Raw genomic sequence first — 24,722 nt, 5'->3', positions numbered from 1 at the left:
GGCTTTGTTGCTAACATCGCGGGGTGGAGCAGCCCGGTAGCTCGTCAGGCTCATAACCTGAAGGTCGCAGGTTCAAATCCTGCCCCCGCAACCACCTTCAATCATGCCAAACCGCCTTAGGACATCCATAGGCGGCTTTTTTATGCCTGTTTTCCGTGGCTTATCTTCGAGTCGCGTCGTCTCAAAGTGCGTCTTTGAACCCCACCGAACGCCAGGACGCCGATTTGCATTTGGGGGTATTTTATGGGGTAATCGCTGCAACCCCAGCGGAGTACCCCCAGATGGCGCTCAAGGAACTCGAAGTCCGCTACGCGAGCAAGCGGCAGAAGGACTATAAGCTCGCCGATGGCGAGCGCCTGTACCTCCTCGTCAGGCCCAACGGCTCGAAAGCGCCACGGCGGGGTTGCGTTTCCGGCTCTAGGACCGGCGCTCAGGACAAGCGGCGCACCGCCTCGTCCTGGGCGATCAGCGGCAGCAGGGCTTTCATGTCCGGCCCGTGATCCATGCCGGTCAGCGCCTGGCGCAGCGGCAGGAACAGGGCCTTGCCCTTGCGGCCGGTGCTGTCCTTGAGTGCGCCGGTCAGGGCAGGCCAGGGATCGTTCGTCCAGTCGAGCGTCGCTGCCACTGCAGCGGCCTCTGCCAGGAAGGCGCGCGTGTCTTCATCGAATGCCGGGGCGGCGATCGGTCCCTGGATGACCCGCCACCAATCGGCCGCTTCGCCGATGTGGGCAAGGTTGGGGCGGATCGCTTCCCACGCCGCCTCACCCATGCCCTGTGGCAGCAGGGCGGCAACGCGCGCGAAGGGCAGGCGATGGACCACCCCGGCGTTGACGCGCTGGAGTTCGGCTTCATCGAAACGAGCCGGGGCGCGCCCGAAGTGGGCAAGGTTGAAACTGGCGGCCAGTTCCTGCGCGGTGAGTGCCGGGTCGACCGGATCGGACGTGCCCAGCCGCGCCAGGAGCGCGACAAGGGCCTCGGGCTCGATCCCCGCTTCGCGCAAGTCTGCCACACCCAGCGAGCCCAGGCGCTTGGACAACTTGCCTTCGCTGCCGGTAAGCAGCGCTTCATGCGCGAAACGCGGCGACGTGGCGCCCAGCGCCAGGAACATCTGCACTTGCGTAGCCGTGTTGGAGACGTGGTCTTCACCGCGCAGCACGTCCGTTACGCCCATCTCGATATCGTCGATCGCGCTGGGCAGCATGTAGAGCCACGAGCCATCGGCGCGGCGCACCACCGGATCGGACATCTGGCGCGGATCGAACTGCTGGGGCCCGCGAATGCCGTCATTCCAGGTGATCGGCGTATCATGGTCGAGCAGGAAGCGCCAATGCGGCTTTTCACCGGCCGCGGCCCGAGCGGCGTGGTCGGCCTCGGTCAGCGCCAGGCCTGCGCGATCATAAATCGGCGGCAGACCGCGCCCGAGCAGGATCTTGCGCTTGAGATCGAGTTCCTGGGCGGTTTCATAACAGCGATAGAGCCGGCCGGCGGCCACCAGGCGCTCGAACGCGGCTTCGTAGATCGCGAAACGGGCGGACTGGCGCTCCTCGCGTTCCGGGTGCAGGCCCAGCCACGCGAGATCCGCGCGGATCGCCTCGACGTATTCTTCCCGGCTGCGTTCGGCATCGGTATCGTCGATGCGCAGCAGGAAGCGCCCGCCATGCTTTTGCGCCAGCAGCCAGTTGTGCAGCGCGGTGCGGATATTGCCGACATGCAGGCGGCCGGTGGGCGAAGGCGCAAAGCGGGTAACCACAGTCATGGCCCGCGCTATAGCGCGATTGGCGGCCAAGGCCACCCGTGGCGTTAGCCGAACAGGCGCGGTGCGAGCTGGCCCACTTCGGTATCGCTCAGTTCGATGTGGAAGACATCGGCCAGCGTGCGTTGCCAGGCTGCCGGATTGGGCAGGTCCTCCACATGGCGCGTCTTGGCGGTCTGCACCGTCATCTGTCGGTCGAGCAGCGAGGCAAAGCCTTGGGGCTGGACGATCGAGACGATGCACGCTTGCGTGAAGCGCGATTCGGGGCGCGTGGCGACCCAGTGGTTGGACATCGCGAGATCGAGAGCGCCGACTTCGGTGGTGTCGAAGCTGTATTGCGCTTCCCACGTGGCGCCATCCAGGCTGCGTTCCACTTCCCATTCGCCGCGCAGCGAACCCGGCGCCCGCGCCCGGCGCAGGCGGTGGCGATAGCCATCGGCGGCGAGCGCGCTGGCGCCATCGACCAAGGGCATGGGCGGGACATAGGACGAGCCGAACCCGGCGTCACCCAGCCATTGCTCGCCGCCCAGCGTCACCAGGCTGAACGTGTGGGTGCGCGGCGGCACCACGCCCGGCGCGACCCGCAGCCAGACGCGGGTCAGCAGCGGCCGATTGGGCATGCCCATGGTGGCCAGCATCGCGCCGAACAGGCGATTGTGTTCAAAGCAATAGCCGCCGCGCGCGCGATCGACCAACTTGCCGCGAATGTCCGCCGGCTCCAGACCGATGCCGCGGCCGAGCATCACATCGAGGTTTTCAAAACCGATCGACTGGCGATGGGCGCGCTGCACCTGTTCAAGCCCCTGCGGGGTGGCAGCAGGCGAAGTGGCAAGGCCGATGCGGGTGAGATAGCTGGGCAGGTCGCAGATCATGCGGCGGGGCTTAGAGCTTTTTCAAGGCAGGTGAAATCACCTGCCGACTCGGAAAATGCGGCAAATCAAAATGGTAGAGCGCCGGCTTTGACGCAGTCAAAGTCGATCGCGCCCTACCGCCTTGCGCTCACAAGGCAACCACCAGTGCGGGGTCGATCTCGCCCACATGCGCGCAGCCGCATTGGGCCATGGCGAGCTCGAATTCGGTGCGAAGGATGTGCAGCATATGGGCGACGCCCGCCATCCCGCCCACGGCGAGGGCATGGAGTTGCGGCGCACCAACCAGAACGGCCTGTGCGCCGAGCGCCATGGCCTTGAGTGCATCGGCGCCGCTGCGAATGCCGCCATCCAGCAGCAATGGATAGCCCGGCCCCAGCGCGGCGCGGATAGAGGGGAGCATGGCCAGCGCCGGCACCACCCCATCGAGCACCCGGCCGGCGTGGTTCGACACGATGACGCCATCGGCCCCGGCATCACGGGCGCGCAGGGCATCGTCGGGGTGGAGCAGCCCCTTCACCACCAGCGGCAGGGCGGTTTCGCGGCGCAGCCAGGCAAGCGTTTCCCAGGTGGGTGCCTGCCGGGCCAGGGGACTGCCAAACACCAGGTGCTGCCCTTGCGCGCCGGCATGGTGCCGCTGCGCCGGGAAGCCGGCCAGATTGGCCGCGCCGACCCCGTCGGGCAGAACGAATTCGGCGCGCTTGATCGCGGCATCCACGGTGAAAACCAGCACGCCATAGCCGGCTGCTTCGGCCCGGCGCACCAGAGCCAGCGAATGGGCCGGATCGGGCTGCGCGTAGAGTTGGAACCACGCCGGCGGTGGCGCGGGGTGCTGCAATTGTCCGGCGGCATCGCGAAGTGCCTGCGCGATTGCTTCTAACGGAACGCTCGACAGCGTGCTTGCCACCAGTGCGGTATTCATCGCGGCGGCGGCCTGGGCCGTGGCGATTTCTCCCTGAACGTGGGCCAGGCGATGGTAGGCGACAGGCGCCAGCAGGATGGGGGCGGCGTGGATCTGGCCAAACAGGGTGGTGGCAGTGCCACCCTTGTCCAGGGCACGCAGCATGCGTGGCACCAGGCCCCAGCGGGCGAGCGCGGCGCGGTTGGCGAGTGTCGCGCCTTGCTGGATATGCGCCCAGGTGGCAGGCGCGAGCCGTGCTGCGGCGTGGCGCTCGTAATCGGCCAGCGTGGCAATATCGTCTGGCAAAGGTGCGGCGCTCAAGGTTGCGACCAGCGGCGCAGCAGGTTGTGATAGACCCCGGTCAACGCGGCGACCGAAGGATGATCGGGTCGGTCGGTGGCCAGGGCCTGGATCGCCTGATCCATTTCGAACAGGCTGCGCCGGTCGGTTTCCGAAGGGACCAGGCTCTGCGTCCAGAAGAACGCGGCGAGGCGGGTGCCACGGGTAACCGGGGTGACGTGATGGTGGCTGGTGCCGGGATAGAGCACCATGTCGCCAGCGGCGAGCTTGACGCTGTGGGCGCCGTAGCTGTCTTCCACCACCAGTTCGCCGCCCTCGTATTCGTCTGGGCCGGACAGGAACAGCGTGCTGGAAATGTCGGTGCGCACATAGGTGTCGGTGCCCGGCATGCGGAACAGCGCATTGTCGATATGGCTGCCATACGTGCCGCCACCCTCATAGCGGTTGAAGCGCGGGGGCAGCACGCGCAGCGGCAGGGCGGCTGCGATGAACAGCGGTGTCTGGCCCAGCCGTTCGAGAATGCGCTGGCCGAGCGCTGCGGCTACCGGGCTGTCGAGCGGGAGTTGCAGGTTCGCCTTGGTCCGCACGGCCAGGTGGCCGGCGGTGGTGCGGCCGTCTTCCCATTCGGCCTCGGCCAGGGCGGCCCGGGCCTGCGCCAGATCGTCCGGCGTCAGCACGCCGGGAATGTGCAGCATCATGGCGCGGCAATCAGCCCTGCAGCACGAAGGGAATCGAAACGAGGCCCTGAATCATCATCGCCTGGCCGTTCTGGCGCGTGGGTGTCCAGCGCCAGCGCTTGACGGCTGCGAGCGCGGCGCGATCGAGCCGGTCGAAGCCACTGGAGCGCGACAGGCCGATCTCAGCCACGCGGCCATCGATGCCCACCGTGACATTGAGCACGACAGTGCCTTGCTCGCGCGCGCGGCGCGAATCGATCGGATAGCGGGGCGGCGCCGCATCGACCAGGTTGGCCGAAAGGTCGCGTCCCGTGGCAACCGAGGGTGCTGCCGGGGCAGCAGCCGACGGTGCGGGCGAGGCTGCGGCGGGCGCCGCCGTTGCCGCCGGTACGGCCACCGGGGCCGGGGCGGGCGCGGTGGCCACGGCAGGCGCCGGGATCGACAAAGCAATCGGCGGCGGCGGCACCACGATGGGGGAGGCCGGCCGCAGCGGGGATTGGGGATGCTGCGGCGCGGCCTGGGGGGGAGGCGGCGGCGGGGGCGTGAGATCAGCCGAGAGGCGCACGGCGGTGAGCACCTCGCGATGCGGTTTTGCCGCGATGATCCCCAGCGACAGGAAAGCGGCGAGCAGTCCGCCGACAGCGGCACCAGCCCCGATCAGGGCCAGGCCACGCGGCCGGGTGCTCGCCTGATAGCGCGAGGGCTGCCATGTCGCGACGCGCAAGGGCACCACTTCGCCACGCGGCCCGGTTTGGGCCGGGCGAGGCGTAAGGGATGGCATTGCGATCAAACTGGCCTGGCTGCTCACTATTCTGGCCCCCGTTGGCGGTTTCGCAGGTTATTGAGAGTCATTCGCATAGCCACATCGCAATGCGAAGTCGAGCGAATAGATCGCAATAGCATTACATTTGTCGCGCTTCCTCACTGCATCAGCCGCCGGCGGACTGCCGTTGGCAGGGTGGTTGGCTCCATTTCGCCAACGCTTGACCGGCATCCGGCGCAGCTGCCTTGACCAGGCGCAAATTGGCGAATCATTATCAATATCGTTGCGACTGATAGCAGTTCGCATTAAGGGCGGCCTATTCGTCTGCCGGAGAGGGCGCAGCGGGGCAGGCCAACAGGCCGCCCAAAACCTGCCACCCCCTTCGCCGTCGCACGCACATGACATGCGCAAAGGATTGATGAGTGAGGGATTCTTCTGATCGCAACAGCGCTGCCGGCGCTGCCCGCTTCCTGGCCCTGGGCTGCATTGGCCTCATGGCCGGCACCGGCCCGGCCTTGGCGCAGGATGGCACGACCGCAGCCGAACAGCCGCGGGTGCTCGGTGGGGTAACGGTCACCGACACGGCCATCGTCGAAGGCAGCTACAAGACCGACAAGGCCGCCTCGCCCAAGTACACCGCGCCCCTGCTCGATACCCCGCGCTCGATCACCGTCATTCCCGCGCAAGTCCTGCAAGACAATGCCACCGCCAGCCTGGCCGATGCGCTGCGTTTCGTGCCCGGCGTCACGCTGGGCGCGGGCGAGGGCGGCAATCCCCAGGGTGATCGCCCGTTCATCCGCGGCTCTGATGCGCAGAACAGCCTGTTTCTGGACGGCGTGCGCGACATCGGCGCGCAATCGCGCGATGTCTTTGCCATCGACCAGATCGAAGTGGTCAAGGGATCGGACAGCACGATGAACGGCCGCGGCAGCGTGGGCGGAGCGATCAACCTCGTGTCCAAGCAGCCGACCAGCGAACGCTTTGCCAATTTCTCTGCTGCCACCGGGACGGCCGAATATCGGCGCCTGACCGCCGATGTGAACCAGCCGATCGGCAACGTGGGCCTGCGCCTGGCTGCGATGTACCACGACCAGCACGTGGCCGGCCGCGATGCGGTGTGGCAGGATCGCTGGGGCGTGGCGCCGTCGGTGAAGTTCGGCCTGTCTGGCCCCACCAGCCTGACGCTGGATTACTATCACCTGGAAAGCCACGAACTGCCCGATTCGGGCATTCCCTATCTCTATACCACCGCCAATGCCCCAGCCGGCTATAGCGAGACCACCGTGGCCAGCACGCCGCGCACGGCATTCTATGGCCTGGTCGACCGCGATTTCCGCCACACCCTGGTCAACACCGGCACCGCCCGCCTGGAGCACCGGTTCGACAACGGCCTGACCTTGCGCAACACCACGCGCTATGGCGTTTCCAGCCAGGGCTATGTGCTGACCCAGCCAGACGATAGCCAGGGCAACGTGCTCAACGGCAATGTCTGGCGGCGGGCCAACACGCGCTACAGCCGCACGACCGGATTCATCAACCAGACCGATTTCTTCGGCACGTTCACGCTTGGCGGGATCAAGAACAGCTTTGCCGTGACCGGTGAAGTGAGCCGCGAAACCGCCAATGTCGGCAGCTATGTCTCCAATGCGGCCACGGGCACGGCGATTGCCACGGGAACCACGGCAGTGGGCGGGCGCTGCGGTACGGCATCGATCGCGGCCTACAACTGCACCAGCCTGGCCAACCCCAATCCCTATGATCCTTGGGTAAGCTATACCGCCGATGGATCGGGCGTGACCACGCCGATCGTGCTTTCGGCCGAGAAGACCTGGACCAGGGCGCGCACCAATACCCAGGCGGTTTCGGTGTTCGACACGGTCAGCTTTTCCGATGCGCTGCTGCTCAACCTGGGTCTGCGCTATGACCACTATGTCACCCGCGTCAGCCCCGGCCTGGCCGTCACCGCCGCCGATGAAAGCGGCCGGGCGTGGTACAGCCGGATCGACAACCTGTGGACCTGGCAAGCCGGCCTGACGTGGAAGCCTGCGCCAAACGGCAGCATCTATGCCTCTGCCTCCACCGCCGCCACGCCGCCGGGATCGTACCTGGCCAATGGCAGCGAAAGCAACGCGCTCAACACCACCAGCCAGGCGATCACGGATTCGCTCAAGGTGGAGCGCACGCGCAGCTATGAAGTGGGCACGAAGTGGAACCTGCTGGGCGAAGGGCTTTCGCTGACCCTGGCCGCATTCCAGACGGAAACCACCAACGCCCGCGCCACTGATGCCAACGGCACGGTCACGTTCGTTGGCAAGAAGCGGATCAAGGGGATCGAACTGTCCGCCAGCGGCAACATCACCGACCGCTGGAACGTGTTCGGCGGCTATACCTATATGGATTCGACCATTGTCGATGGCGGCTATTCGTCGGTCACGGCTGGCGGGGTAACCTATTACGTGGCCTCGCCCAGCACCGGCCAGCGTTTCCCCAACACACCCGACCATAGCTTTACCGCGAACACCACCTACAAGGCCACCGATAGCCTGTCGCTCGGCGCCAACGCGCTGTACATGAGCAAGGTCTATGGCGGCTATGGCGCGGCGGTGAGCGGCGGCGTCGTGACCAAGACGCTCGCGCGCTATGTGCCTGGCTATTGGCGTTTTGACGCCAATGCCACGTTGCAGGTAACGCCGCGCTTCTCGCTGCAAGCCAACGTCAACAACCTGTTCGACAAGCGTTATTACGACAAGGCCTATAACTCGCACTTTGCCAGCCAGGCTGCAGGCCGTACCGCGATCCTCACGGCCAACGTCAAGCTCTGAACGGTCCGACACACGCAATGGGCCGCCGGATACGCTCCGGCGGCCCATTTCATGTTCGATGTAATAGTTAACGTATCACGATTATTCCAGCATCGCGGTCAATGCGGGGCTGAGCCATTCCGCCCCATTCTCGTCGATCAAGCGCGCCGCCAATCCATGGTGCGCCGCCATCGCCTGCGCATCGGCGGGTGATCTGACGAGAAGCGCGCTGGCCCATGCGTCGGCCAGTCCGCCGCGCGCGTGGATCACGGTGGCTGCGAGCGATCCAGCACAAGGCTCGCCCGTGGCCGGATCGATGGTGTGGCCGCCCAGATAACGGCCCGAAGTGGCCATGCTCAATTGGTGCAGCGCCACGCGCAGCGGCGGCAGCGCCAGGCCGGGTGGGCTTTCCACGTCCACCCACCATGGGTCTCCATCCGGGCGAAGCCCACGCCCGGCGCATTCGCCGCCCACTTCGACCAGGGCATGGTTCAAGCCGGCCTGGGCCAGGAGATCGGCTACGGCATCGGCAGCGTGGCCTTTGGCCACGCCTGACAGATCGAGCCACAGGCCGCCTGGTTGGCGCAGCCAACCTTGTTGCAGGATCACGCGCTGCCAGCCCGAGGCGGCGCGTGCCCGTGCCAGTGCGGCGGCATCGGGCGGAAACGCGTGGCGGTTGGGGCCCAGGCTCCACGCGTCGGTCAGGCGGCCGATGGTGGGATCGAACGCACCGGCCGATGCACGGGCGACGCTGAGCGCTTGGGCCAGGACCGTGGCCAGATCGGGGGCAAGGCGGCACCAGGTGCCAGGCCTGGCGTGGTTGAAGCGCATCAGCAGGCTTTGACCGTCCCAATGGCTCAACGCCCGTTCCATGCCATCGAGCCGGGCCTGGATGCGGGCGTGCAATTGGGCCTGGGGCGGTGCACCTGCCGGAATGGCCAGGCGCGCATGCCATTGCGTGCCCATGGTCCTGCCCGAAAGGCTGGCCACGGGCGCATGAGGATCGAACCCGGCCAGATTGGCCGGGTCGATTGTGGGCGGCACGGCGATCCGTCGCAACAGGGGCGCCATGCCGGGCAAGGTCAGGGCGCCACCACTTCCAGCGTGGTGGTGTAGCTGGTGCGGCGGTGCGCGGCGCGCGGGTTGGCCGGGTGATCATCGGCAACACTGGCGTTGAGCCAGTAGAAGCCGGCAACCGGCCACTTGACCGTCACCACGCCATCGGTGCCTGTGGTCAGTTCCTGCGCCCCTTCGATATCGCGATAGCGCTTGCCACCGGGAACGACCGTCACCTTGAGCTTGGCGGCCGGCTGGCCGTCGATCAGGAAGCGGAACTTGCCGGGCTCGTCGGTCACCAGTTCGTCGGGATGGGTGACGGGCACCATTTCCAGGCCCTTGCCGGTGGGGGTAAAGGCCTGCGTGGTGGGCGTGCCGGCGGTAACGAACACGAAGTTGCGGTTGAGCGTCTCGGTCAGGCTCACGTCGGTGGCATTGGCCGGAATGTCGGCCACGTTGGCCACCATGTGATCGGGCGCGATCTGCACGCGCGGGCCACCTTCGCCGCCCGGACCGCCGGGACCACCAGGGCCACCAGGGCCGCCGGGGCCGCCGGGGCCGCCAGGACCACCAGGACCACCGGGCATCATGCCGCCCGGACCACCAGGGCCGCGCGGGCCGGCAAAGTTACCCGGACCACCCGGACCACCAGGGCCCCCCGGCCGGCGCATGCCCACACCCCACAGTTCGCCGTTCACTTTGAACGTGCCGGAAAGATTGGCCATTTCAGTGCCGATCTTCCAGGTGCCGGGCTTGTCGATCGCCACGTCGAATACCGAGCGCGTGCGCAGGCGCGCGGCGTTTTCCACTTTGCCTTCGGTGCCATCGGGCGCCCAGACTTTCACCTGCTCAACCCCCAGGGGGAAATGATCGGGATAGAACAGGTCGTTGGAAACGGCCGCGTCCACGGTGACCGACTGGTTGGTATCGGCCAGGACGGTGATCGAGGGCAGCAGCCACATGCGGTGGGCCTGGGCGGGGCCGGCCAGGGCCAACGCCATCAGCGGCGCGGCCATCAGGAAAGTCTTGCGATTCATCGGCAAAGTCCTGTCAGCGAAGGGAAACGGAAACCTGGCCCAGTTCGGCATGGCCACTGGCGCCCGCCGGGGCAGGCTTGGCGGGGACGGAAAACGGCACTTGCACCAGTTCACGGCCGCCGGTTTCGCGCGCGGCTTCCACGAACAGGGTATAGGCGCCCGGCTTGAGCCCGGCTGGCAAGGGGATGCGATAGGCACCGGGCGCGCGGGTCTGCCCCGAAAGGCCATCAGCCGGCAGCGAGAGCGAGCGGCCACCCTTGCGCCACCAGCTGCGCAGATCGCCCAGCCACTTGGTGCCCGGTTCGCGGCCCACTTTCTTGATATCGTACCACACCCACAGCGTGCGCGCGGCGCCGCCGCCGGCGGGCTCGATCCAGCCGGCCACATAAGGGCGGTGGTATTCCGCCACTGCAAGGCGCGGCACGTTGACGGTGATCACGCCCGCGGGCGCGGCCGGCGCGGCGAAAGCGAGGTGCGGTGCGGCCAGCACACCGGTTGCCAATGCAAGGGACTTGCGCATGAACGATCGGTTCTTTCTTGCGTCAGTGGATGAAGAACAGGGCAATGCCGGCCGGTATCACCAGGCCCAGCGCCACCAGGGGCCAGGTGGCCGGGCGATGGCGGGCATGAAGCTGCAGCAGGATCAGCCCGGTCAGCGTGAAGACGACGCAGGCCAGCGCAAAGACATCGATGAACCAGAACCACACCGATCCGGTATTGCGGCCCTTGTGCAAGTCGTTGGCCCAGGAAATCCAGCCGCGGTCGGTCTTTTCCGACGTGATCGCGCCGCTTTGCCGGTTGATGCTGACCCAGCGATCCGTGCCCGGACCGGGCATGGCGACATAGACTTCGTCGTCAGACCATTCGCCGGCACGCCCCTTGGGGTCGATGCCCACGGCCCCGGCCACGGCAGCGGCCACGGGATTGGGCAGGGGGGCGTCGCTGGCCGCCGGGGCAGGTTGGATCTGGCGCAGCAGCGGGCCAGGCAGGGTGGCATTGCGATCGACCACCACGGGCTGCGCGTTGATCTGCGCCGCGTGATTGAGGGTGATCCCCGTGATCGCGAACAACATCATGCCGACCAGCGCAATCGCCGCGCTGATCCAGTGCCAGGTGTGGAGCTGCTTGAGCCAGAACTGCCTGGCCTTGCGCGCTTTCTTGGCATCCGCGCGCGCGGGGGGGCGAGCGGGGGCTCGTGCGGGGGCTTGCGCGGGCACGCTGGCCGGCGCGGCGGCCTGGCTGTGGGGGCGGTCGATCTGGTCAAGCGTGCTCAAGGGGGTGTCCGTCCGAGGCGGTCTGTTAGGTCGCTCCTAACCTAATGCGAGTCATTTGCAAGTTTGCCATTGTATCAAGTCTGTTACGGATTCGTGCGGCTCCGCATTTGCCCGCACGCCGGGCTGCCCGCCCATTAAGCATCCCAACGCTAGGGAACGTGTGAAAATCCGCCACCGGAGTGATCTCGATGCTGAGCGTGCAAACCCGGCAAGCGACACGGCTTGTCATCGGCCTGGTTGTACTTGCCATCGCGCTTGCCGCGTTTGTGGTCGGGCAAATCCGCTTTGGCGGGCCGATGCACCATGAAAGCCTGCTGCAGGACGAACTGCTGGCCGATATTCTGCCACCGCCCTGCTTTGTGGTGGAACCTTACCTGCACACCACGCTGATGCTCACCGATCCCGGCCATGTCGAGCCTGGGATCAAGGCCCTGCAGGAGGAAGAAGCCCAGTTCAAACAGCGTCTGGCCTATTGGCAGGCGGCGCCCGTGCCCGATGACATGCGCGGCGCTGTAAACGCCACGCTGGATGCCGAGGTGCAATTCTGGAAGACGGTGGACGAACAGTTCGTGCCGGCCGTGCGGCGCGGTGACAGCGCCGCGATGCGCGCGGTTCACGATGGCCCCCTGACCCAGGCCTATGGCCTCCAGCACGATCGCGTGAATGCGCTGGTCGACCTGTCCAACGCCGAGCGGGGGCGCCTTCTGGATGAAGGATACCGGCGGGTGCTGGGTTCGCTGGCGCTGGCCGGGCTGTTGGCGCTGGCCGTGCTGGCAGTGATTGTCTGGGCCGGGATCCAGTTGCGCCGCCGGGTGATCGCGCCGCTGGTGGGCACGGCGGCTGGCATTCAGGAAATGGCCAAGGGGGATTACGATTACCCCATCGATGGCAATACCCGGCCTGACGAAATCGGCGAAATCGTGCGCGCGCTGGACGTGTTCCGCGGTGCGGCCAAGCGCAGCCAGGCCGGCCGGCGCGATCAGGAACTGGTGGTCAGGGCCTTGACCCAAGGGCTCGACGTGATGGCCGCACGCAATCTGGAAGTGCGCCTGGAAGACCCGTTCCCCGGCGACCTCGATACTTTGCGCAACAATTACAACACGGCCGTCGGCGCCATGGCCGAGGCGCTGCGCGCGGTGCGCGTGGGTGCCAACAAGGTGTCGCGCGCGATTGCCGAGATCCGCGCCGCGTCCGAAGACCTGGCCCAGCGCAACGAGCAGCAGGCTGCCAGCCTGGCCACCACGGCGCATTCGCTCGATACCGTGACCAGCAGCGTGGGCGAAACGGCCGAGCGCGCCGCCAACGTGCAAAGCGCGGTCGGCGCCGCGCAGCGCGAGGCCGAGGCCGGCGGAGACGTGGTGACCCGCGCGGTGGCGGCCATGGCCGGGATCGAAGCTTCGTCCGAGAAGATCGGCCAGATCATCAGCGTAATCGACGGCATCGCGTTCCAGACCAACCTGCTCGCGCTCAACGCCGGGGTGGAAGCGGCGCGTGCCGGGGACGCCGGCAAGGGCTTTGCCGTCGTGGCCAGCGAAGTGCGCGCCCTGGCCCAGCGCAGCGCCGACGCCGCGCGCGACATCAAGGAACTGATCGGCGAAAGCACCGCGCAGGTAAGCCAGGGTGTGACGCTGGTGGGCGAAACCGGCGAGCGGCTGGGTGATATCGTGGCCCGCGTGGGCGAGATCGGCGGCCTGGTGTCAGGCATTGCCGAAGCGGCGATTTCCCAGGCGGACAAGCTGCGCGAAGTGAATCGCGCGGTCAGCGACATGGACCGCATGACGCAGCAGAACGCGGCCATGGTCGAACAATCGTCTGCCGCCACGCGCAGCCTCGCGACAGAGGCCGAGGCTTTGGCCCAGCTCGTCGGCACGTTCCAGACCCGCGACGTGGCCAACCGCCCGGCCCACGTCGCCAAGGCGGGAGACCTGCGCCGCGATTCGATGTTGGAACAGGCCCGCACCGGCCCCCGCCTGGCTCTGGCGGCGGGCTGACCGAGGCCGCCTGTCCTGCTATTTCGCCGCTGCGCCGGCCTTGGCGCGCTGGGCCAGTGCTTCGGGTGAGGGGATCACCTGGCCCAGCTCGGCAATGACCGGATCGGGATCGATCAGCAGCGCTTCTGTCGTGTGGCCATCGCCCCTGCTGCCCAGCCGCACCCAGGCAATCGACGGCTTCTGGCCGTTGATGAAGATATTGAACATCTTGCCTTGGGCCTTGGCCGTGAGCGCGGCATGCAGCAGCAAGGCATCGGGCTGGGTCAGGGGCGCGCCGTCGTTGAAATAGGCCACCAGGCCATTGGGCCTCGGCTCCTTGGGCACGATTGCCATTTTCGATTTCTGGGTGTTCCACACCTGCTTGCTCTGCGCCTCGAACGCACTGACCGAGGCATAGGGCAGGATGTAGGAAAACAGCGTGCGGTTGTTCTTGTCGCGCTCGGCCAGGGCGGCCAGCATCCGTTCGCGCCGGCGGTTTTCGCGCTGCAGCCGGGTTTCAGCGAGCATGCCGATCTGTTCCTCGGGCTTGCTGCCGGGCAGCAGCAGCGCGGCCACGCCTTCGAGCGCGCCTGCCGAGGGGGCGGTCCATTCGCTGCGCGCGGTGAACACGCGCCGGGCTTCGGGCACCTTGCCGGCGTGGAACGCGGCCACGACGCCGTAAAGGTCCAGCAATTCGATCACGTTGCTGGCGTCGGCCTCGGCCTTGCCTTCGGCGCGGCGCGCTTCCAGGTTCTGGCGCGCTTGCTCGGCCCGCTTGGCCGCCAGCTCCCACTGGCCGGCCAGGGCCAGCGTGAGGGCGCTCCCGGCATAAACGGCGGATTCGCGCGTGTCGGCCAGTTGCGACTCAAAATCGGCCAACAGCGTCTCGCGCCGCGCTGCCGCCTCGGCAAAGCGGCCGGCATCCTCCAGGCGAATCGCGGCGCGCAGCAGGCTCAAGGTGTCCAGCCGCGCGGCCTGGTCGTAGAACCGCAGCTCGTCAGCCGTCAGGGCCATGCCCGACACGAGGTAGGGGTCGGCAGCCACTTTGGGATACCACGACCACGGCATCTTCAATGCGCCGCGAATCCGCACGGCGGTCGATCCCTCGGGGTCGCCCAGTCGCAGCCGCGCCTCGCCTTCCAGCAGGTCGAACGACAGGCCCATAGACCGGTCGAAATAGGGATTGCCGACCAGGTTGGCGGCCTGCGCCTCAGCCCGGGCCTTGCCCACATCGGCCACGGCGCCGCTGAAATCCTTGGCCTCGATCCGGTGCGCCGCGCGCGCCAGGATCAGGGGCAGGCGGCGGATCACGTTGTGTTCGCCCTTCTGCGGATCGTCGATCAGCTGGCTACAGGCCTCCACCCCCTTGGCGCCGAACTGGCGCTTGGCCGGATCGGCCATCTCACGCGCGGGGGCCAGCAGGCCCAGCAGCGTGACGGCGCCCACCAGCCGGGCGAAGCTTTCGCCACCGGTCAGGTTGTTGGGATTGCCGTCGCAACGCAGGTACCAAGAGCCGTTCTTGCGGAAATCCTCCAGCTCGGCCGCTTTTGCTGCAGCCTCTGCATTGCGTTGCTGTTCCTTGGTCAGCGGCGCAGGCGGTGCCGTCACCGGCGCGGGCGGCGCGGCATCGGCGGCCTGCGCCACGGCGCCATGCAAAATGGCCAGGGCAGCGGCCCCGGCCAGGATGGATCGGTTCATTGTGTCTTGCCCCCTGCTGCGTTCGTCAACGCTGCCCAGCAAACGGCATTTTGCAATGTTTCGCAATATGCCGCCTGCGTGCGATCGTGGGCAAGGCAAGCGCCAGGCTCAGCGCGGTCGGCGGTGTTCGCCTTTCACCCAGCGGACCGTGCCCGAAGACGCGCGCATCACCACGCTGTCGGTGGTCATCACCCCGTTCTTGCGGATCTTGACGCCATCGAGCAGCGAGCCGTCGGTCACCCCGGTGGCGGCAAAGATGCAATCGCCCTTGGCCAATTCGTGCAGGTCATAGATCTTGCCAAGATCGGTGATGCCCCACTTGCGCGCGCGGGCGCGTTCGTCCTCGTTGCGGAACAGCAGGCGTCCCTGGAACTGCCCGCCCACGCAGCGCAGCGCGGCGGCGGCCAGCACGCCTTCGGGTGCGCCGCCCGTGCCCATGTAGAGGTCGATGCCGGTGTCTTCGTTGGTCACCGCGATCACACCGGCCACGTCGCCATCGGGGATAAGGCGAATGCCGCAGCCCAGGCTGCGCAGTTCGGCAATGATGCCTTCATGCCGCGCGCGGTCGAGCACGCAGACCACGATATCGCCCGGCGCCACGCCCTTGGCGGCGGCCACGGCCTTGACGTTGTCGGTGACCGACCGGTTGAGATCGATCACGCCAGCGGGGTAGCCTGGGCCAACGGCGAGTTTTTCCATATAGACGTCGGGCGCGTTGAGCAGGCCGCCTTCTTCGGCGACGGCCAGCACGGCCAGGGCATTGGGGCCGGCCTTTGCCGTGATCGTGGTGCCTTCCAGCGGATCGAGCGCGATGTCGATGCGCGGTCCGGTGCCGGGGGCAGAGCCAACCTTCTCGCCGATATAGAGCATGGGCGCCTCGTCGCGCTCGCCCTCGCCGATCACCACGGTGCCATCCATGTAAAGTTCGTTGAAGGCCGCGCGCATGGCCTCTACAGCGGCAGCGTCGGCTGCCTTTTCGTCGCCGCGGCCGATCAGGCGTGAAGCACCGATCGCCGCAGCTTCGGTGACACGTACCATTTCGAGCACGAGAACACGGTCGAGAACTTGGGAAGCTGCGGGCTTCTCGGGAGATTGGGCGGTCACGGTGCCTCCTGTGGGTGGACAAACAGCGCGGTCGACGCCTGTGCAGACGTATGCACGCTATGTCTGGGCAGCCCCTAGACGGGAGGTTACCGTGTTGTCGAGAGTGCCCTTGCCGATTGTTGCCATGGCTCTGGCCGGCTGGCTTGCCCTGGGCCAGGCGCCCGCTGTTCGCGCCCAGGATGCCACGAGTGCCTCGGCTGCTGCGCCTGCCACCGATGCTTCCGCCGATCCGGCCCCGGCCGTCAAGGTGCCGCAGGTGGCCGGCCCGGGCCTGCCCACGTTGAGCGACACCGACGGCAATATCGCCCAGCGCATCATCACCGGCAGCCAGGCCACGCGCTGCCGCCCCGGCCGCAGCGCCGATGGCGCGATCGTGGTGTGCCGGGATGCCGAATCGCGCGAGAAGGAGCGCCTGCCCCTGCGCGACCAGACCGACACCGCCCAATCCACCAACGACGGCCTGCCCCGCGCGCCCAATGTCTTTGGACTGGCACCGTGCAAGGGCAATGGCGCCTGCGTGGGTTTTGGCAGCGTGCCGCCACCGATGTATTACTTCGATATCACCGCGCTGCCCGAGCCGCCCGCCGGATCGGATGCGGACCGCATCGCCAAGGGCGAGATCCGGGCGCCTTGAACTGCAAAAAGGCCGGGAAAGGGTGTCCTTTCCCGGCCTTTTTGCATTGGCGATCAGGCGGTTTGCCTCATTCTTCCAGAATCGGCAGCACCACCGGCGCCTCTGCCAGGCAGGGCGAGCCGTCGAGCAGGCGCAGCGCATGGTCGATCGCGCTTTCCGGTCCGTCGTGGGTCACCATGTGCACCAGGACGGTATCGGCATCGCCGGCCACCGGGCCGGGCGTGCCCTTCTGGATCAGGCTTTCGATCGAAACCCCGGCATCGCGCATCGCCGCAGTGATTTCCGCCAGGGCGCCGGGGCGATCGGCCACGTTGAAGCGGATATAGGCGCTGCCGATGCGCTGGCCGGTCTGCGCGGGCGGCATTTCGCGCAGTTCGGCAACCGGCATGGAGAAGGGCGCACCGATGTCACCGCGGGCGATGTCGATCAGATCGGCCACCACGGCGCTGGCGGTGGGGCCATCGCCCGCGCCGGCACCCTGGAACAGCAGGCGCCCCACGAAATTGCCTTCGGCAACCACGGCGTTGGTGGCGCCGTCCACGTGGGCCAGCGGATGATCGCGGTGGACCAGGTGGGGTTGTACGCGCTGCACCAGGCGGCGCTGGCCGGCGGCGTCCAGCTCGGTATCGGCCATGCCGATCAGGCGGATGTAATAGCCCAGCACATCGGCCTGGGCGATATCGGCGGCCACGATGCGGCGGATGCCGGTGGTGGTCACGCTCTTGAAATCCACCTTGGTGCCGAATGCCACGCTGGACAGGATCGCCAGCTTGTGGGCGGCATCGATGCCATCGATGTCGAACGTGGGGTCCGCTTCGGCATAGCCCTTGGCCTGGGCTTCGGCCAGCACGTCGGCAAAGTCGCGGCCGGTGTCTTCCATGGTGGAAAGGATGTAGTTGCAGGTGCCGTTCAGGATGCCATAGACGCGGTTGATCTCGTTGGCGGCAACCCCTTCCTTCAGGCTCTTGATCACCGGGATGCCACCGGCGACCGCCGCTTCGAACTTGAGCGCGGCGTCGGCCTTTTCGGCCAGCGCGGCCAGTTCCAGGCCGTGGTGGGCGATCATCGCCTTGTTGGCGGTGACCAGGTCCTTGCCCGCGGCCAGCGTGTTGCGCGCCAGGGTCAGCGCCGGGCCGTCAGACCCGCCGACCAGTTCCACCACCACGTCCACGTCGGGCCGCGCGGCCATCGCGGTCATGTCGTCTTCCCACGCATAGCGCGACAGGTCGACGCCGCGATCCTTGCTGCGATCGCGCGCGGCCACGGCCACGATCTCGATCCGCCGCTCGGCCCGGCGGGCAATGAGATCGGCGTTGGTTTCGATCAGCCGGATCACGCCACCGCCAACGGTGCCGAGCCCGGCGAGCGCGATGCGCAAGGGTTCGCTCATGGTTTTCCCACTCTCGTCAAGTCTGGGGGTGCCCTAGGCGAGCGCCGCCCAAAAGGCCAGTATCAGTGCGTGGGCATCAGTGCGCGGGCCGGTTGCGCGTGCATGGTCCCAGTTCACGCACCACCTGGGCATAATCCTCGCTGGCGATCTGCCGATCATCGGCCGTGCCGCCGATCACGCTGCGCGGCGGCAGGGCCGGGGGCAGGGAGCAGGCCAGGCGATACCAGGCCAGGGTTTCAGGCTGGGGCGGCTTGGCCGATTGATCGACGATCTCGGAAAAGCTCACCCCCCAGACGGTGGGCTGGCCGGGGCGGCGCAGGATCGAAAGCGACGCGGGCTTGCCGTCGGGCGTGGTCAGGAAGACCTGGGTTTCCCCCTCCCCGGCCAGATTGCCGGGAACGTGCATGGTTTCGCGCACCCCGGTGATCAGCGGCGGCTGGTCCCGGTTGACCAGTTCGGTCAGGATCGGGCGCAGGCGCGCTTCAAGTTCGGGCGTCCACGCCAGCATGGCATCGGGCGCCACCAGCTTGAATTCGCCCGGTCGGCCATCCACCGTCTCGCCCAGCAACAGCACCGGCAGCTTGCGCAGCTTGGGCACCTTGCCGCGCGCATCGAGCGGAACGTCGGCCAGGAAGCGCAGCGTCTCGCCAATGTCCGAGCCAACCAGCAGGGCGGTGGTGCGCGCCTCGATATAGAGCCGGACCTTGCCCGGGGCGACGTCGGTGGCGATGCCGGGCTTGATCGTGGATTGGACGGTGATTTCCGCCTTGGCCACCACGCGGGCGGGCATCGCCAGATCGACCAGATCGGCATAGCTGAGCGCCGGCCCGTCGATCGGGCGAATCATTGCCGGGGGTGTCTGGGCCTGCAAGGGCATCGAAATGCTTGCAAACAGCAGCGAGCCAGCGACAAATTTTCGCACTGGATGCGCGGATTTGGGCATATTCCTCCTTCCGTGCGGCGCTGCGCCGCAAAATTGCTAAGATTTCCTTGCGATTGCGGGACGCATGGCTGAATCATGGCTTAACCGATAAAGCATTTGCGCCCTTATGGGTTCGGCGTTAAAGCTCCCGGTCGTTCGGGCAAAGAAAAAACCAAGTCCGAACCATGCCGCCGCCGGGCCCTCTGCGTCCGATGTCGGCGGTCCGGGTTGTTCGGCAGGGTGGAATGAAATCGCTGGATTGTCTCGTCGGCCGGAACGGTGATTCCGGGCGTCGGTCCTTTCTGGGCGCGATGGGCGTTGTCTTTGGGCGATGTATCGGGCCTGGCCGGGACGTTCAGGAGTAATGGAGCTGAATGGCATACGCTGACCAACAGATGAGCGGTAACAAGATCACCGCGCTCATCATCGTTGCTGTTCTTCATGTCGTCGTGGGGTATGCGCTGGTCACCGGCCTTGCCTACTCGGCGTTCAAGAAGATCAAGGACGTGACCACCGCGGTCAAGATCGAAGAGGAAAAGCCGAAGGAGCCGCCGCCGCCGCCCCCGAAGCAGCCTGATCAGCCGCCGCCGCCGATCGTTGCGCCGCCGCCGCCGATCAACCTGAATCTGGCCCCGCCGCCGATTCAGGCTGTGACGACGCCGCCGCCGGTCGCCCCGCCGCCGGCTCCGGTCGTGCTGCCTCCGGCGCCCGCTGCGCCGCCCCCTCCCCCGCCTCCGCCGCCGCCGGTTCCCGGTACGCCGCGTGGGAACCCGGGTGATTGGGTGACGCCGAACGACTACCCCTCGCGTGCACTGCGTGAAGGTGCCACCGGCACGACCGGCTTCCGTCTGGAATATGACGCAGGCGGTAAGCCGACGAACTGCACGGTCACGCGCTCTTCGGGTAACCAGGAACTTGACGCCGCAACCTGTCAGAATCTGATGCGTCGCGCCCGTTTCAAGCCCGGCACCCAAAATGGGCAGCCAGTCGGCAGCGTGTACTCCAGTTCGGTGCGCTGGCAGATCCCGAAGGATTGATGCTCGACATCGATCCTGGGGATCAGCCCCGGGTTCGGCCAACGTCCCTGCGCAGCTTTTTGCACTTGCTATCGAATTCTTGAGAGGAAGACCCGAATGTTTATCCAGACGCTTGCCGCTGCTGCGGCCAATGCCGCGCCGCAGAACAAGTTCGGCTTCGTTGAAGCCCTGCAGGCCGGCGGTTTCATTTCGTACGCCACGGTGACCATCCTGGGCATCATGTCGTTCGGCTCGTTCTTCATCCTGTTCACCAAGTATTTCGAACAAGCGAAGATCCTGGGCCAGTACAAGGCTCTCGCCAACTTCTGGCGTGCGCCTTCGCTGCGTGAAGGCGCTGCCAAGCTGGACAAGAACAGCGCATGGCGCCAGCTCGTCGACGACGGCATCGCCGCCGAAGACCAGCACGCCAAGATGACCGACTCGCTCGAAGCCCATGACTGGCTGCACGGCTCGCTCGCTCGCTCGGAAGCTTCGATCAACGCGCGTCTCGCCGGTGGTCTGCCCTTCCTCGCCACCGTGGGCGCCACCGCGCCGTTCATCGGTCTGTTCGGTACCGTGGTCGGCATCTACCGCGCGCTGATCGCCATCGGTCTGGCCGGTTCGGCCTCGATCGACAAGGTGGCCGGCCCCGTCGGTGAAGCTCTGATCATGACCGCGCTGGGTCTGCTCGTCGCCGTGCCGGCCGTGCTTGCCTACAACTGGCTGCAGTCGCGCAACAAGAAGATCGCCGAGCTGCTCCAGGGCTTCTCGACCGACGTTCTGGCCAACATCACCTCGAAGGGCGCTGTGAAGCCTGCCGTGGGTCCGGCTCCGGCCGCCAAGCCGGTTGCTCCGGCTGCTGCTCCGGTCAAGAAGTAAGCTGTCACCCCAAGACCGGTGGCAACCGCTACCGGTCTTGTCCGCAGAACGCGGGTCATGGCCAGGGCGGCCTTACCAGCCCACACCCTGGCCCCTCCCGCGGCTTCAATCGGATAGGATGTAACCAATGGCAATGTCTGTAGGCGGCGCTGGCGGAGAAGAACGCCCGATGTCGGACATCAACACCACGCCGCTCGTGGACGTGATGCTGGTGCTGCTGATCATCTTCCTCATCGCGGTTCCGGTCGCGATCCAGACCGTCGAGAAGCTCAAGGTTCCCGTACTTCCCTCGGAAGAAACGCAGGACAAGGTTGAAAACCTGCTTCTCGCCGTTGTCTCGACCGACGCGAACGGCCGCAGCCCGCGCGAACCGGGCTATCAAGGCTCGACCCGCAACGGTGAATGCCGCGTCTATTTCAACAACGTGACTCCGGTGGACAACACCGAGCTGTACAAGCAGGCTTTCGAGCGCCTCGATGCGATCGTGAAGCGTGAAGGCGGCGCGGCCAACATGGACCCGGAAAAGATCCCCGAAGTGCACATCCGTGGCGACGTCAATGTTCCGTGGAAGTGCATCGCTGGTGCGATCTACAACGTGCAGGCTGCGGGCTATCCCAAGGTCGGCTTCATCTCCACCCCGGTCGATCCCAACGGCTAAGGCCTGACGGAGACCGCCCGGGGCGCGCCTTTCGGGGCGCGCACGGCGAACAGGAGTAACACACCATGGCAATGAGCGGCGGCAAGGACGATGGCGCGCCGATGATGGAAATGAACACGACGCCGTTGATCGACGTCATGCTCGTGCTCCTCATCATGTTCATCATCACCATCCCCGTGGCCACGCACTCGGTCAACGTGAACCTGCCGCAGGCGACCCCGCCTACGAACACGCCTCACATTGACCCGGTGAAGAACAAGCTGATCCTGACGCAGGATGGTCAGATCCTCTGGAATGGCTCGACCATTACCGAAGGCAACCTGATCTCGCTGCTCCAGGCGACCAAGGCGATGAATCCGGAACCGGAACTGCAGTTCCAGCCGGACGCCTATGCCAGCTATGAAACGGCCAACCGGCTGCTGAAGGACATCACCGAATCCAAGGTGACCAAGTTCGGCTTCGTCGGGAACGAAAACTTCGCCACCTTCGGGAAGGCGCAGTAAGGCTTTCGGGCCCGTTTCTTCCGGTTGCCACACCGGAAAACCCGATCAAGGGGCGGAGTGATCCGCCCCTTTTTCTTTGTCTGTGCGCAGCATGATCGAGACAAACAAGGCGGGGCCACGGATCAACGCCGCGGCCCCGCTTTGTGTTCAGGCGATCCAGCCCCGGCACATCGACCGGCGGCACGCCGCCGTCACAGGATTTCGAAGACCTTTTCCTTGGGCCGGCACAGTCGCACGCCCTTGGGCGTTTCCACCAGCGGGCGCTCGATCAGCTTGGGCGCGGCCGCCATGGCAGCCAGCACGGTGGCGTCGTCCGCTTGGGGAAGCCCGCGCGCCTCGGCATCGGTGCCGCGCAGCCGCAGCCCTTGTTGCGGGGTGAGGCCGGCATCGCGATAGAGCTGCGCCAGCTTTTCAGCCCTGGGCGCCGTCTTGAGGTATTCGATCACAGTCACTTGCGCACCGGCTTCCTGCAACAGGGCCAGCGTGTTGCGCGAGGTACCGCAGGCGGGATTGTGCCAGATCGTGGCGTGCATCGAAATCTCCTGATGAGAGTGGGATCAGAATCCACCGGTCGTGGCGGTGCGCGGCGCGGGCAAGCGTACCGGCGCTTCCTGGCCGCGCAGGATACGTCCGGCGCGCTGCACCGCGCGCACCAGCCGGGGCTGCACCCCACACCGGCACACGTGGGGCAGGGCAGCGGCGATGTCGGCCTCGGTCGGATCGGCATTGTGGGCAAGCAGCGCTGCCGCCGCCATGACCAGGCCGGGTGTGCAGAACCCACACTGAATCGCCTGCTCGGCGGCAAAGGCCTGCTGCACGGGGTGGCTGCGATCGGGCGACAGGCCCTCGATCGTGGTCACGCTGCGCCCTTCAGCTTCTCCCAGCGACAGGGTGCAACTGGGCATCGCCTGGCCATCGACCATTACCGTGCAGGCGCCGCATTCGCCGGTGCCGCAGCCATACTTGGTACCGGTCAGATTGGCGGCATCGCGCAGGGCCCATAACAGCGGCGTGTCAGCAGGCAGGCGAATGTCGAGCGGCTGGGCGTTGAGCGTGAGGCTGGCCATGGCCGGTGTATAGAGCAGCGCAGCCCAGGCTCAATGCCCGCCTGCCCTATAGCCCGGCCAGCGCCAGCAGCAGCGTGTCGACCACGGCAGTGGCGCTGGTGCCTTCGGGCAGATCGCCCACCAGCACCGCAAAGGCGAGGGTGTGGCCATCGGCCGTGGGCAGGACGCCGGCCAAGGCCTGGGTGCCCAGCAATGTGCCGGTCTTGGCGCGCAGCTTGCCTTCCAACGTCGTGCCGCGCAGGCGGTTTTTCAAAGTCCCGCTCTGTCCCGCCACGGGGAAGCCGCCAATCCAGGTGCCGCCCCAGGGCTGTGCCTGGCCCCAGCGCAGCAGCGTGACCAGCGCCCTTGGGGTGACCCGGTTGTAGGTGGACATGCCCGAACCGTCATAGAGGCTGACGCTGCCGGGCATCAGGCCGACCGGGGCCAGCGCCGCCGTGCGCGCCGCGATGCCGTCTGCCACGGTGCCACTTGGCGCCAGGCGGCGCAGCAGCAGTTCGGCGTGGAGGTTCTGGCTGTTGCGCAAGGTCAGCGCCACATCGTCTGCCAACGGCGGCGGGACAAGGCGCGCGAGCGGGGTTGGTTCGGGCGACGCAGTACCCAGGCGATGGCGTGCGATCGCCGGGCCACGCACGGCCACGCCGCGCGCCACCAGCATGGCGCGCAGCACCGCGGCCGCGCGCGCAGCGGGATCGGCCACGGCGAGGGGCACGCGCAGATTGCTGCCCGCCGGTATCGTGCCACCCAGTTGCCAGCGATCCGATCCGGGCAGCGTGCTGCGGGCAACGGCGACCGGGCCGGCGCGGACGCTCATCACCGTGCCGGTAACGACAAGGCCGACCGGCGCTTCGATCTTTGCGGGCGTGCCTTCCACCCCCGCGATGACGGTTACCAGCGCGATATTGTCATCCAGCGTGAGTGCAGAAACGGCCGTGCCCGATGGCGTCGCCATGTTGTCCCAGCTCATGCCCGAGGGCCAGCGCTCGTCGGCCATGGCGCTGTCATCGCCGATCACCTGCCCCACCCGGCGGGTGCGTGCCGCGATCGCATCGGCGAGGGTGGCCAGGCAATCCACCGTGCAATCCGGTGCGGCAGACAGGCGCGCATCACCATGGCCGCGCAGCACCACATCGGGCCGGCTACCGGCCCCTTCCAGGCTCACGCTGGCGCCGCGGGTGGTGTCGGGCTGATCGGTGGCGGGCAGGGTGGCCAGTGCGGCGGCGGTGGTGAACAGCTTGGTGGTGGACGCGGGCACCATCCGGGCATCGGCATTGCGCTGCGCCACCACGGTACCGGTTTCGTCCACCACCAGCAGGCCGATGCGGGCCCCGGCGGGAAGGGGGGCAAGGATCGCATCGAGCGCCGGCTCTGCCATGCCCCTGCCCTGCGCCACAGGCGCCGCCACAAGCAGCGCAAGGGCCAGGCCAAGGCGCGCTGCGATTGTCACGCAGCA

Annotated in this window: 23 protein-coding genes and 1 tRNA gene; 8 read left to right on the top strand and 16 right to left on the bottom strand. The window is 66.9% G+C overall.

The window, feature by feature from the left end; all coding sequences use genetic code 11:
• The first annotated feature begins 17 nt into the window (after positions 1-17).
• A tRNA-Met gene (locus tag FHT19_RS23035) sits at positions 18-94 on the top strand.
• A gap of 336 nt (positions 95-430) precedes the next feature.
• On the opposite strand, the gene gltX is transcribed toward FHT19_RS23035, so the two are convergent.
• The 5 genes from gltX to FHT19_RS23010 form a co-directional block, all read right to left on the bottom strand.
• Positions 431-1,756, bottom strand: a complete 1,326-nt coding sequence (gene gltX / locus FHT19_RS23030; protein WP_169476979.1) for a glutamate--tRNA ligase — start codon at positions 1,754-1,756, stop codon at positions 431-433.
• 44 nt (positions 1,757-1,800) lie between these two features.
• Positions 1,801-2,625, bottom strand: coding sequence for an arylamine N-acetyltransferase (locus FHT19_RS23025; protein WP_169476978.1), 825 nt, complete (start codon positions 2,623-2,625; stop codon positions 1,801-1,803).
• Between the two features lie 127 nt (positions 2,626-2,752).
• Complete coding sequence (locus tag FHT19_RS23020) at positions 2,753-3,829, bottom strand: alpha-hydroxy acid oxidase (protein WP_248290625.1); 1,077 nt, start codon at positions 3,827-3,829, stop codon at positions 2,753-2,755.
• Positions 3,830-3,840: 11 nt separating this feature from the next.
• Positions 3,841-4,521 carry a Fe2+-dependent dioxygenase gene (locus FHT19_RS23015; RefSeq protein WP_169476977.1) on the bottom strand — a complete coding sequence of 227 codons (681 nt, stop codon included), beginning with the start codon at positions 4,519-4,521 and terminating at the stop codon, positions 3,841-3,843.
• A 10-nt stretch (positions 4,522-4,531) separates the two neighbouring features.
• The gene (locus FHT19_RS23010; RefSeq protein WP_169476976.1) at positions 4,532-5,281 is read right to left on the bottom strand and encodes an energy transducer TonB; all 750 of its coding nucleotides are present in this window, start codon (positions 5,279-5,281) and stop codon (positions 4,532-4,534) included.
• A gap of 404 nt (positions 5,282-5,685) precedes the next feature.
• Between FHT19_RS23010 and FHT19_RS23005 the strand changes: the two genes are divergently transcribed.
• Complete coding sequence (locus FHT19_RS23005) at positions 5,686-8,085, top strand: TonB-dependent receptor (RefSeq protein ID WP_348981816.1); 2,400 nt, start codon at positions 5,686-5,688, stop codon at positions 8,083-8,085.
• An 81-nt stretch (positions 8,086-8,166) separates the two neighbouring features.
• Here FHT19_RS23005 and FHT19_RS23000 read toward each other — a convergent pair whose 3' ends face one another.
• From FHT19_RS23000 to FHT19_RS22985, 4 genes are read right to left on the bottom strand one after another with little or no spacing between them, the layout of a single operon-like run.
• Positions 8,167-9,108 (bottom strand): FAD:protein FMN transferase, encoded by a 942-nt coding sequence (locus FHT19_RS23000; RefSeq protein WP_248290624.1) that lies wholly within the window; start codon positions 9,106-9,108, stop codon positions 8,167-8,169.
• A 38-nt stretch (positions 9,109-9,146) separates the two neighbouring features.
• Complete coding sequence (locus tag FHT19_RS22995; protein WP_169476975.1) at positions 9,147-10,157, bottom strand: DUF4198 domain-containing protein; 1,011 nt, start codon at positions 10,155-10,157, stop codon at positions 9,147-9,149.
• A gap of 13 nt (positions 10,158-10,170) precedes the next feature.
• Positions 10,171-10,677 (bottom strand): DUF2271 domain-containing protein, encoded by a 507-nt coding sequence (locus tag FHT19_RS22990; protein WP_168557973.1) that lies wholly within the window; start codon positions 10,675-10,677, stop codon positions 10,171-10,173.
• 22 nt (positions 10,678-10,699) lie between these two features.
• The gene (locus FHT19_RS22985) at positions 10,700-11,374 is read right to left on the bottom strand and encodes a PepSY-associated TM helix domain-containing protein (RefSeq protein ID WP_169476984.1); all 675 of its coding nucleotides are present in this window, start codon (positions 11,372-11,374) and stop codon (positions 10,700-10,702) included.
• Between the two features lie 245 nt (positions 11,375-11,619).
• On the opposite strand from FHT19_RS22985, the gene FHT19_RS22980 reads away from it, so the two are divergent.
• Entirely contained in the window at positions 11,620-13,422 is a 1,803-nt protein-coding gene (locus FHT19_RS22980; protein ID WP_168557974.1) for a HAMP domain-containing methyl-accepting chemotaxis protein, read from the top strand.
• Between the two features lie 18 nt (positions 13,423-13,440).
• Here the strand turns inward: FHT19_RS22980 and FHT19_RS22975 are convergent, their stop codons facing one another.
• Together FHT19_RS22975 and glpX are read right to left on the bottom strand one after the other, a co-directional pair.
• Positions 13,441-15,099, bottom strand: coding sequence for a hypothetical protein (locus tag FHT19_RS22975; RefSeq protein WP_169476974.1), 1,659 nt, complete (start codon positions 15,097-15,099; stop codon positions 13,441-13,443).
• A 108-nt stretch (positions 15,100-15,207) separates the two neighbouring features.
• Positions 15,208-16,203, bottom strand: coding sequence for a class II fructose-bisphosphatase (gene glpX, locus FHT19_RS22970; RefSeq protein WP_348981817.1), 996 nt, complete (start codon positions 16,201-16,203; stop codon positions 15,208-15,210).
• A 124-nt stretch (positions 16,204-16,327) separates the two neighbouring features.
• Here glpX and FHT19_RS22965 point away from each other — a divergent pair, with 124 nt between their 5' ends.
• A complete protein-coding gene (locus tag FHT19_RS22965) occupies positions 16,328-16,837 on the top strand; it encodes a hypothetical protein (protein WP_169476973.1) in 510 nt (169 codons plus the stop codon).
• A gap of 67 nt (positions 16,838-16,904) precedes the next feature.
• Here the strand turns inward: FHT19_RS22965 and FHT19_RS22960 are convergent, their stop codons facing one another.
• Both FHT19_RS22960 and FHT19_RS22955 read right to left on the bottom strand, forming a co-directional pair.
• Positions 16,905-18,227, bottom strand: coding sequence for a homoserine dehydrogenase (locus FHT19_RS22960; protein WP_168557977.1), 1,323 nt, complete (start codon positions 18,225-18,227; stop codon positions 16,905-16,907).
• A gap of 76 nt (positions 18,228-18,303) precedes the next feature.
• Positions 18,304-19,074 (bottom strand): hypothetical protein, encoded by a 771-nt coding sequence (locus FHT19_RS22955; protein WP_248290623.1) that lies wholly within the window; start codon positions 19,072-19,074, stop codon positions 18,304-18,306.
• Between the two features lie 449 nt (positions 19,075-19,523).
• On the opposite strand from FHT19_RS22955, the gene FHT19_RS22950 reads away from it, so the two are divergent.
• The 4 genes from FHT19_RS22950 to FHT19_RS22935 all read left to right on the top strand — a co-directional run bounded on the left by FHT19_RS22950 (position 19,524) and on the right by FHT19_RS22935 (position 22,205).
• Entirely contained in the window at positions 19,524-20,186 is a 663-nt protein-coding gene (locus FHT19_RS22950) for an energy transducer TonB (RefSeq protein ID WP_168557979.1), read from the top strand.
• A 96-nt stretch (positions 20,187-20,282) separates the two neighbouring features.
• On the top strand, positions 20,283-21,044 hold the full coding sequence (locus FHT19_RS22945) for a MotA/TolQ/ExbB proton channel family protein (protein WP_168557980.1): 762 nt from the start codon (positions 20,283-20,285) through the stop codon (positions 21,042-21,044).
• Positions 21,045-21,171: 127 nt separating this feature from the next.
• The gene (locus FHT19_RS22940) at positions 21,172-21,702 is read left to right on the top strand and encodes a biopolymer transporter ExbD (RefSeq protein WP_168557981.1); all 531 of its coding nucleotides are present in this window, start codon (positions 21,172-21,174) and stop codon (positions 21,700-21,702) included.
• A gap of 65 nt (positions 21,703-21,767) precedes the next feature.
• Complete coding sequence (locus FHT19_RS22935) at positions 21,768-22,205, top strand: biopolymer transporter ExbD (RefSeq protein ID WP_168557982.1); 438 nt, start codon at positions 21,768-21,770, stop codon at positions 22,203-22,205.
• A gap of 191 nt (positions 22,206-22,396) precedes the next feature.
• Here the strand turns inward: FHT19_RS22935 and FHT19_RS22930 are convergent, their stop codons facing one another.
• Genes FHT19_RS22930 through dacB form a run of 3 tightly spaced genes read right to left on the bottom strand, consistent with a single transcriptional unit; the run spans position 22,397 to position 24,716 of the window.
• Positions 22,397-22,738 carry an arsenate reductase family protein gene (locus FHT19_RS22930; RefSeq protein ID WP_169476972.1) on the bottom strand — a complete coding sequence of 114 codons (342 nt, stop codon included), beginning with the start codon at positions 22,736-22,738 and terminating at the stop codon, positions 22,397-22,399.
• Positions 22,739-22,762: 24 nt separating this feature from the next.
• A complete protein-coding gene (locus FHT19_RS22925; RefSeq protein ID WP_169476971.1) occupies positions 22,763-23,272 on the bottom strand; it encodes a (2Fe-2S)-binding protein in 510 nt (169 codons plus the stop codon).
• A gap of 46 nt (positions 23,273-23,318) precedes the next feature.
• Positions 23,319-24,716, bottom strand: a complete 1,398-nt coding sequence (dacB, locus tag FHT19_RS22920) for a D-alanyl-D-alanine carboxypeptidase/D-alanyl-D-alanine-endopeptidase (RefSeq protein WP_248290622.1) — start codon at positions 24,714-24,716, stop codon at positions 23,319-23,321.
• Between the last annotated feature and the right edge of the window lie 6 nt (positions 24,717-24,722).

This window comes from Novosphingobium sp. SG919 (genome assembly GCF_012932495.1).
GTDB lineage: Bacteria > Pseudomonadota > Alphaproteobacteria > Sphingomonadales > Sphingomonadaceae > Novosphingobium > Novosphingobium rhizosphaerae.
The sequence above is the reverse complement of the archived record's forward strand: the minus strand, read 5'-3'. Positions and strand labels throughout refer to the sequence as shown.

Coding starts and splice junctions, on each gene's coding strand:
- FHT19_RS23015 (WP_169476977.1), bottom strand. CDS start 4,521: ATGATGCTGCACATTCCCGGCGTGCTGACGCCGGACGATCTGGCGCAG.
- gltX (WP_169476979.1), bottom strand. CDS start 1,756: ATGACTGTGGTTACCCGCTTTGCGCCTTCGCCCACCGGCCGCCTGCAT.
- FHT19_RS22945 (WP_168557980.1), top strand. CDS start 20,283: ATGTTTATCCAGACGCTTGCCGCTGCTGCGGCCAATGCCGCGCCGCAG.
- FHT19_RS22940 (WP_168557981.1), top strand. CDS start 21,172: ATGGCAATGTCTGTAGGCGGCGCTGGCGGAGAAGAACGCCCGATGTCG.
- FHT19_RS22975 (WP_169476974.1), bottom strand. CDS start 15,099: ATGAACCGATCCATCCTGGCCGGGGCCGCTGCCCTGGCCATTTTGCAT.
- FHT19_RS23025 (WP_169476978.1), bottom strand. CDS start 2,625: ATGATCTGCGACCTGCCCAGCTATCTCACCCGCATCGGCCTTGCCACT.
- FHT19_RS22955 (WP_248290623.1), bottom strand. CDS start 19,074: ATGATTCGCCCGATCGACGGGCCGGCGCTCAGCTATGCCGATCTGGTC.
- FHT19_RS22960 (WP_168557977.1), bottom strand. CDS start 18,227: ATGAGCGAACCCTTGCGCATCGCGCTCGCCGGGCTCGGCACCGTTGGC.
- FHT19_RS22930 (WP_169476972.1), bottom strand. CDS start 22,738: ATGCACGCCACGATCTGGCACAATCCCGCCTGCGGTACCTCGCGCAAC.
- FHT19_RS22980 (WP_168557974.1), top strand. CDS start 11,620: ATGCTGAGCGTGCAAACCCGGCAAGCGACACGGCTTGTCATCGGCCTG.
- FHT19_RS22965 (WP_169476973.1), top strand. CDS start 16,328: ATGGCTCTGGCCGGCTGGCTTGCCCTGGGCCAGGCGCCCGCTGTTCGC.
- FHT19_RS22925 (WP_169476971.1), bottom strand. CDS start 23,272: ATGGCCAGCCTCACGCTCAACGCCCAGCCGCTCGACATTCGCCTGCCT.
- FHT19_RS22990 (WP_168557973.1), bottom strand. CDS start 10,677: ATGCGCAAGTCCCTTGCATTGGCAACCGGTGTGCTGGCCGCACCGCAC.
- FHT19_RS23010 (WP_169476976.1), bottom strand. CDS start 5,281: ATGCCATCCCTTACGCCTCGCCCGGCCCAAACCGGGCCGCGTGGCGAA.
- FHT19_RS22950 (WP_168557979.1), top strand. CDS start 19,524: ATGGCATACGCTGACCAACAGATGAGCGGTAACAAGATCACCGCGCTC.
- FHT19_RS22935 (WP_168557982.1), top strand. CDS start 21,768: ATGGCAATGAGCGGCGGCAAGGACGATGGCGCGCCGATGATGGAAATG.
- FHT19_RS22995 (WP_169476975.1), bottom strand. CDS start 10,157: ATGAATCGCAAGACTTTCCTGATGGCCGCGCCGCTGATGGCGTTGGCC.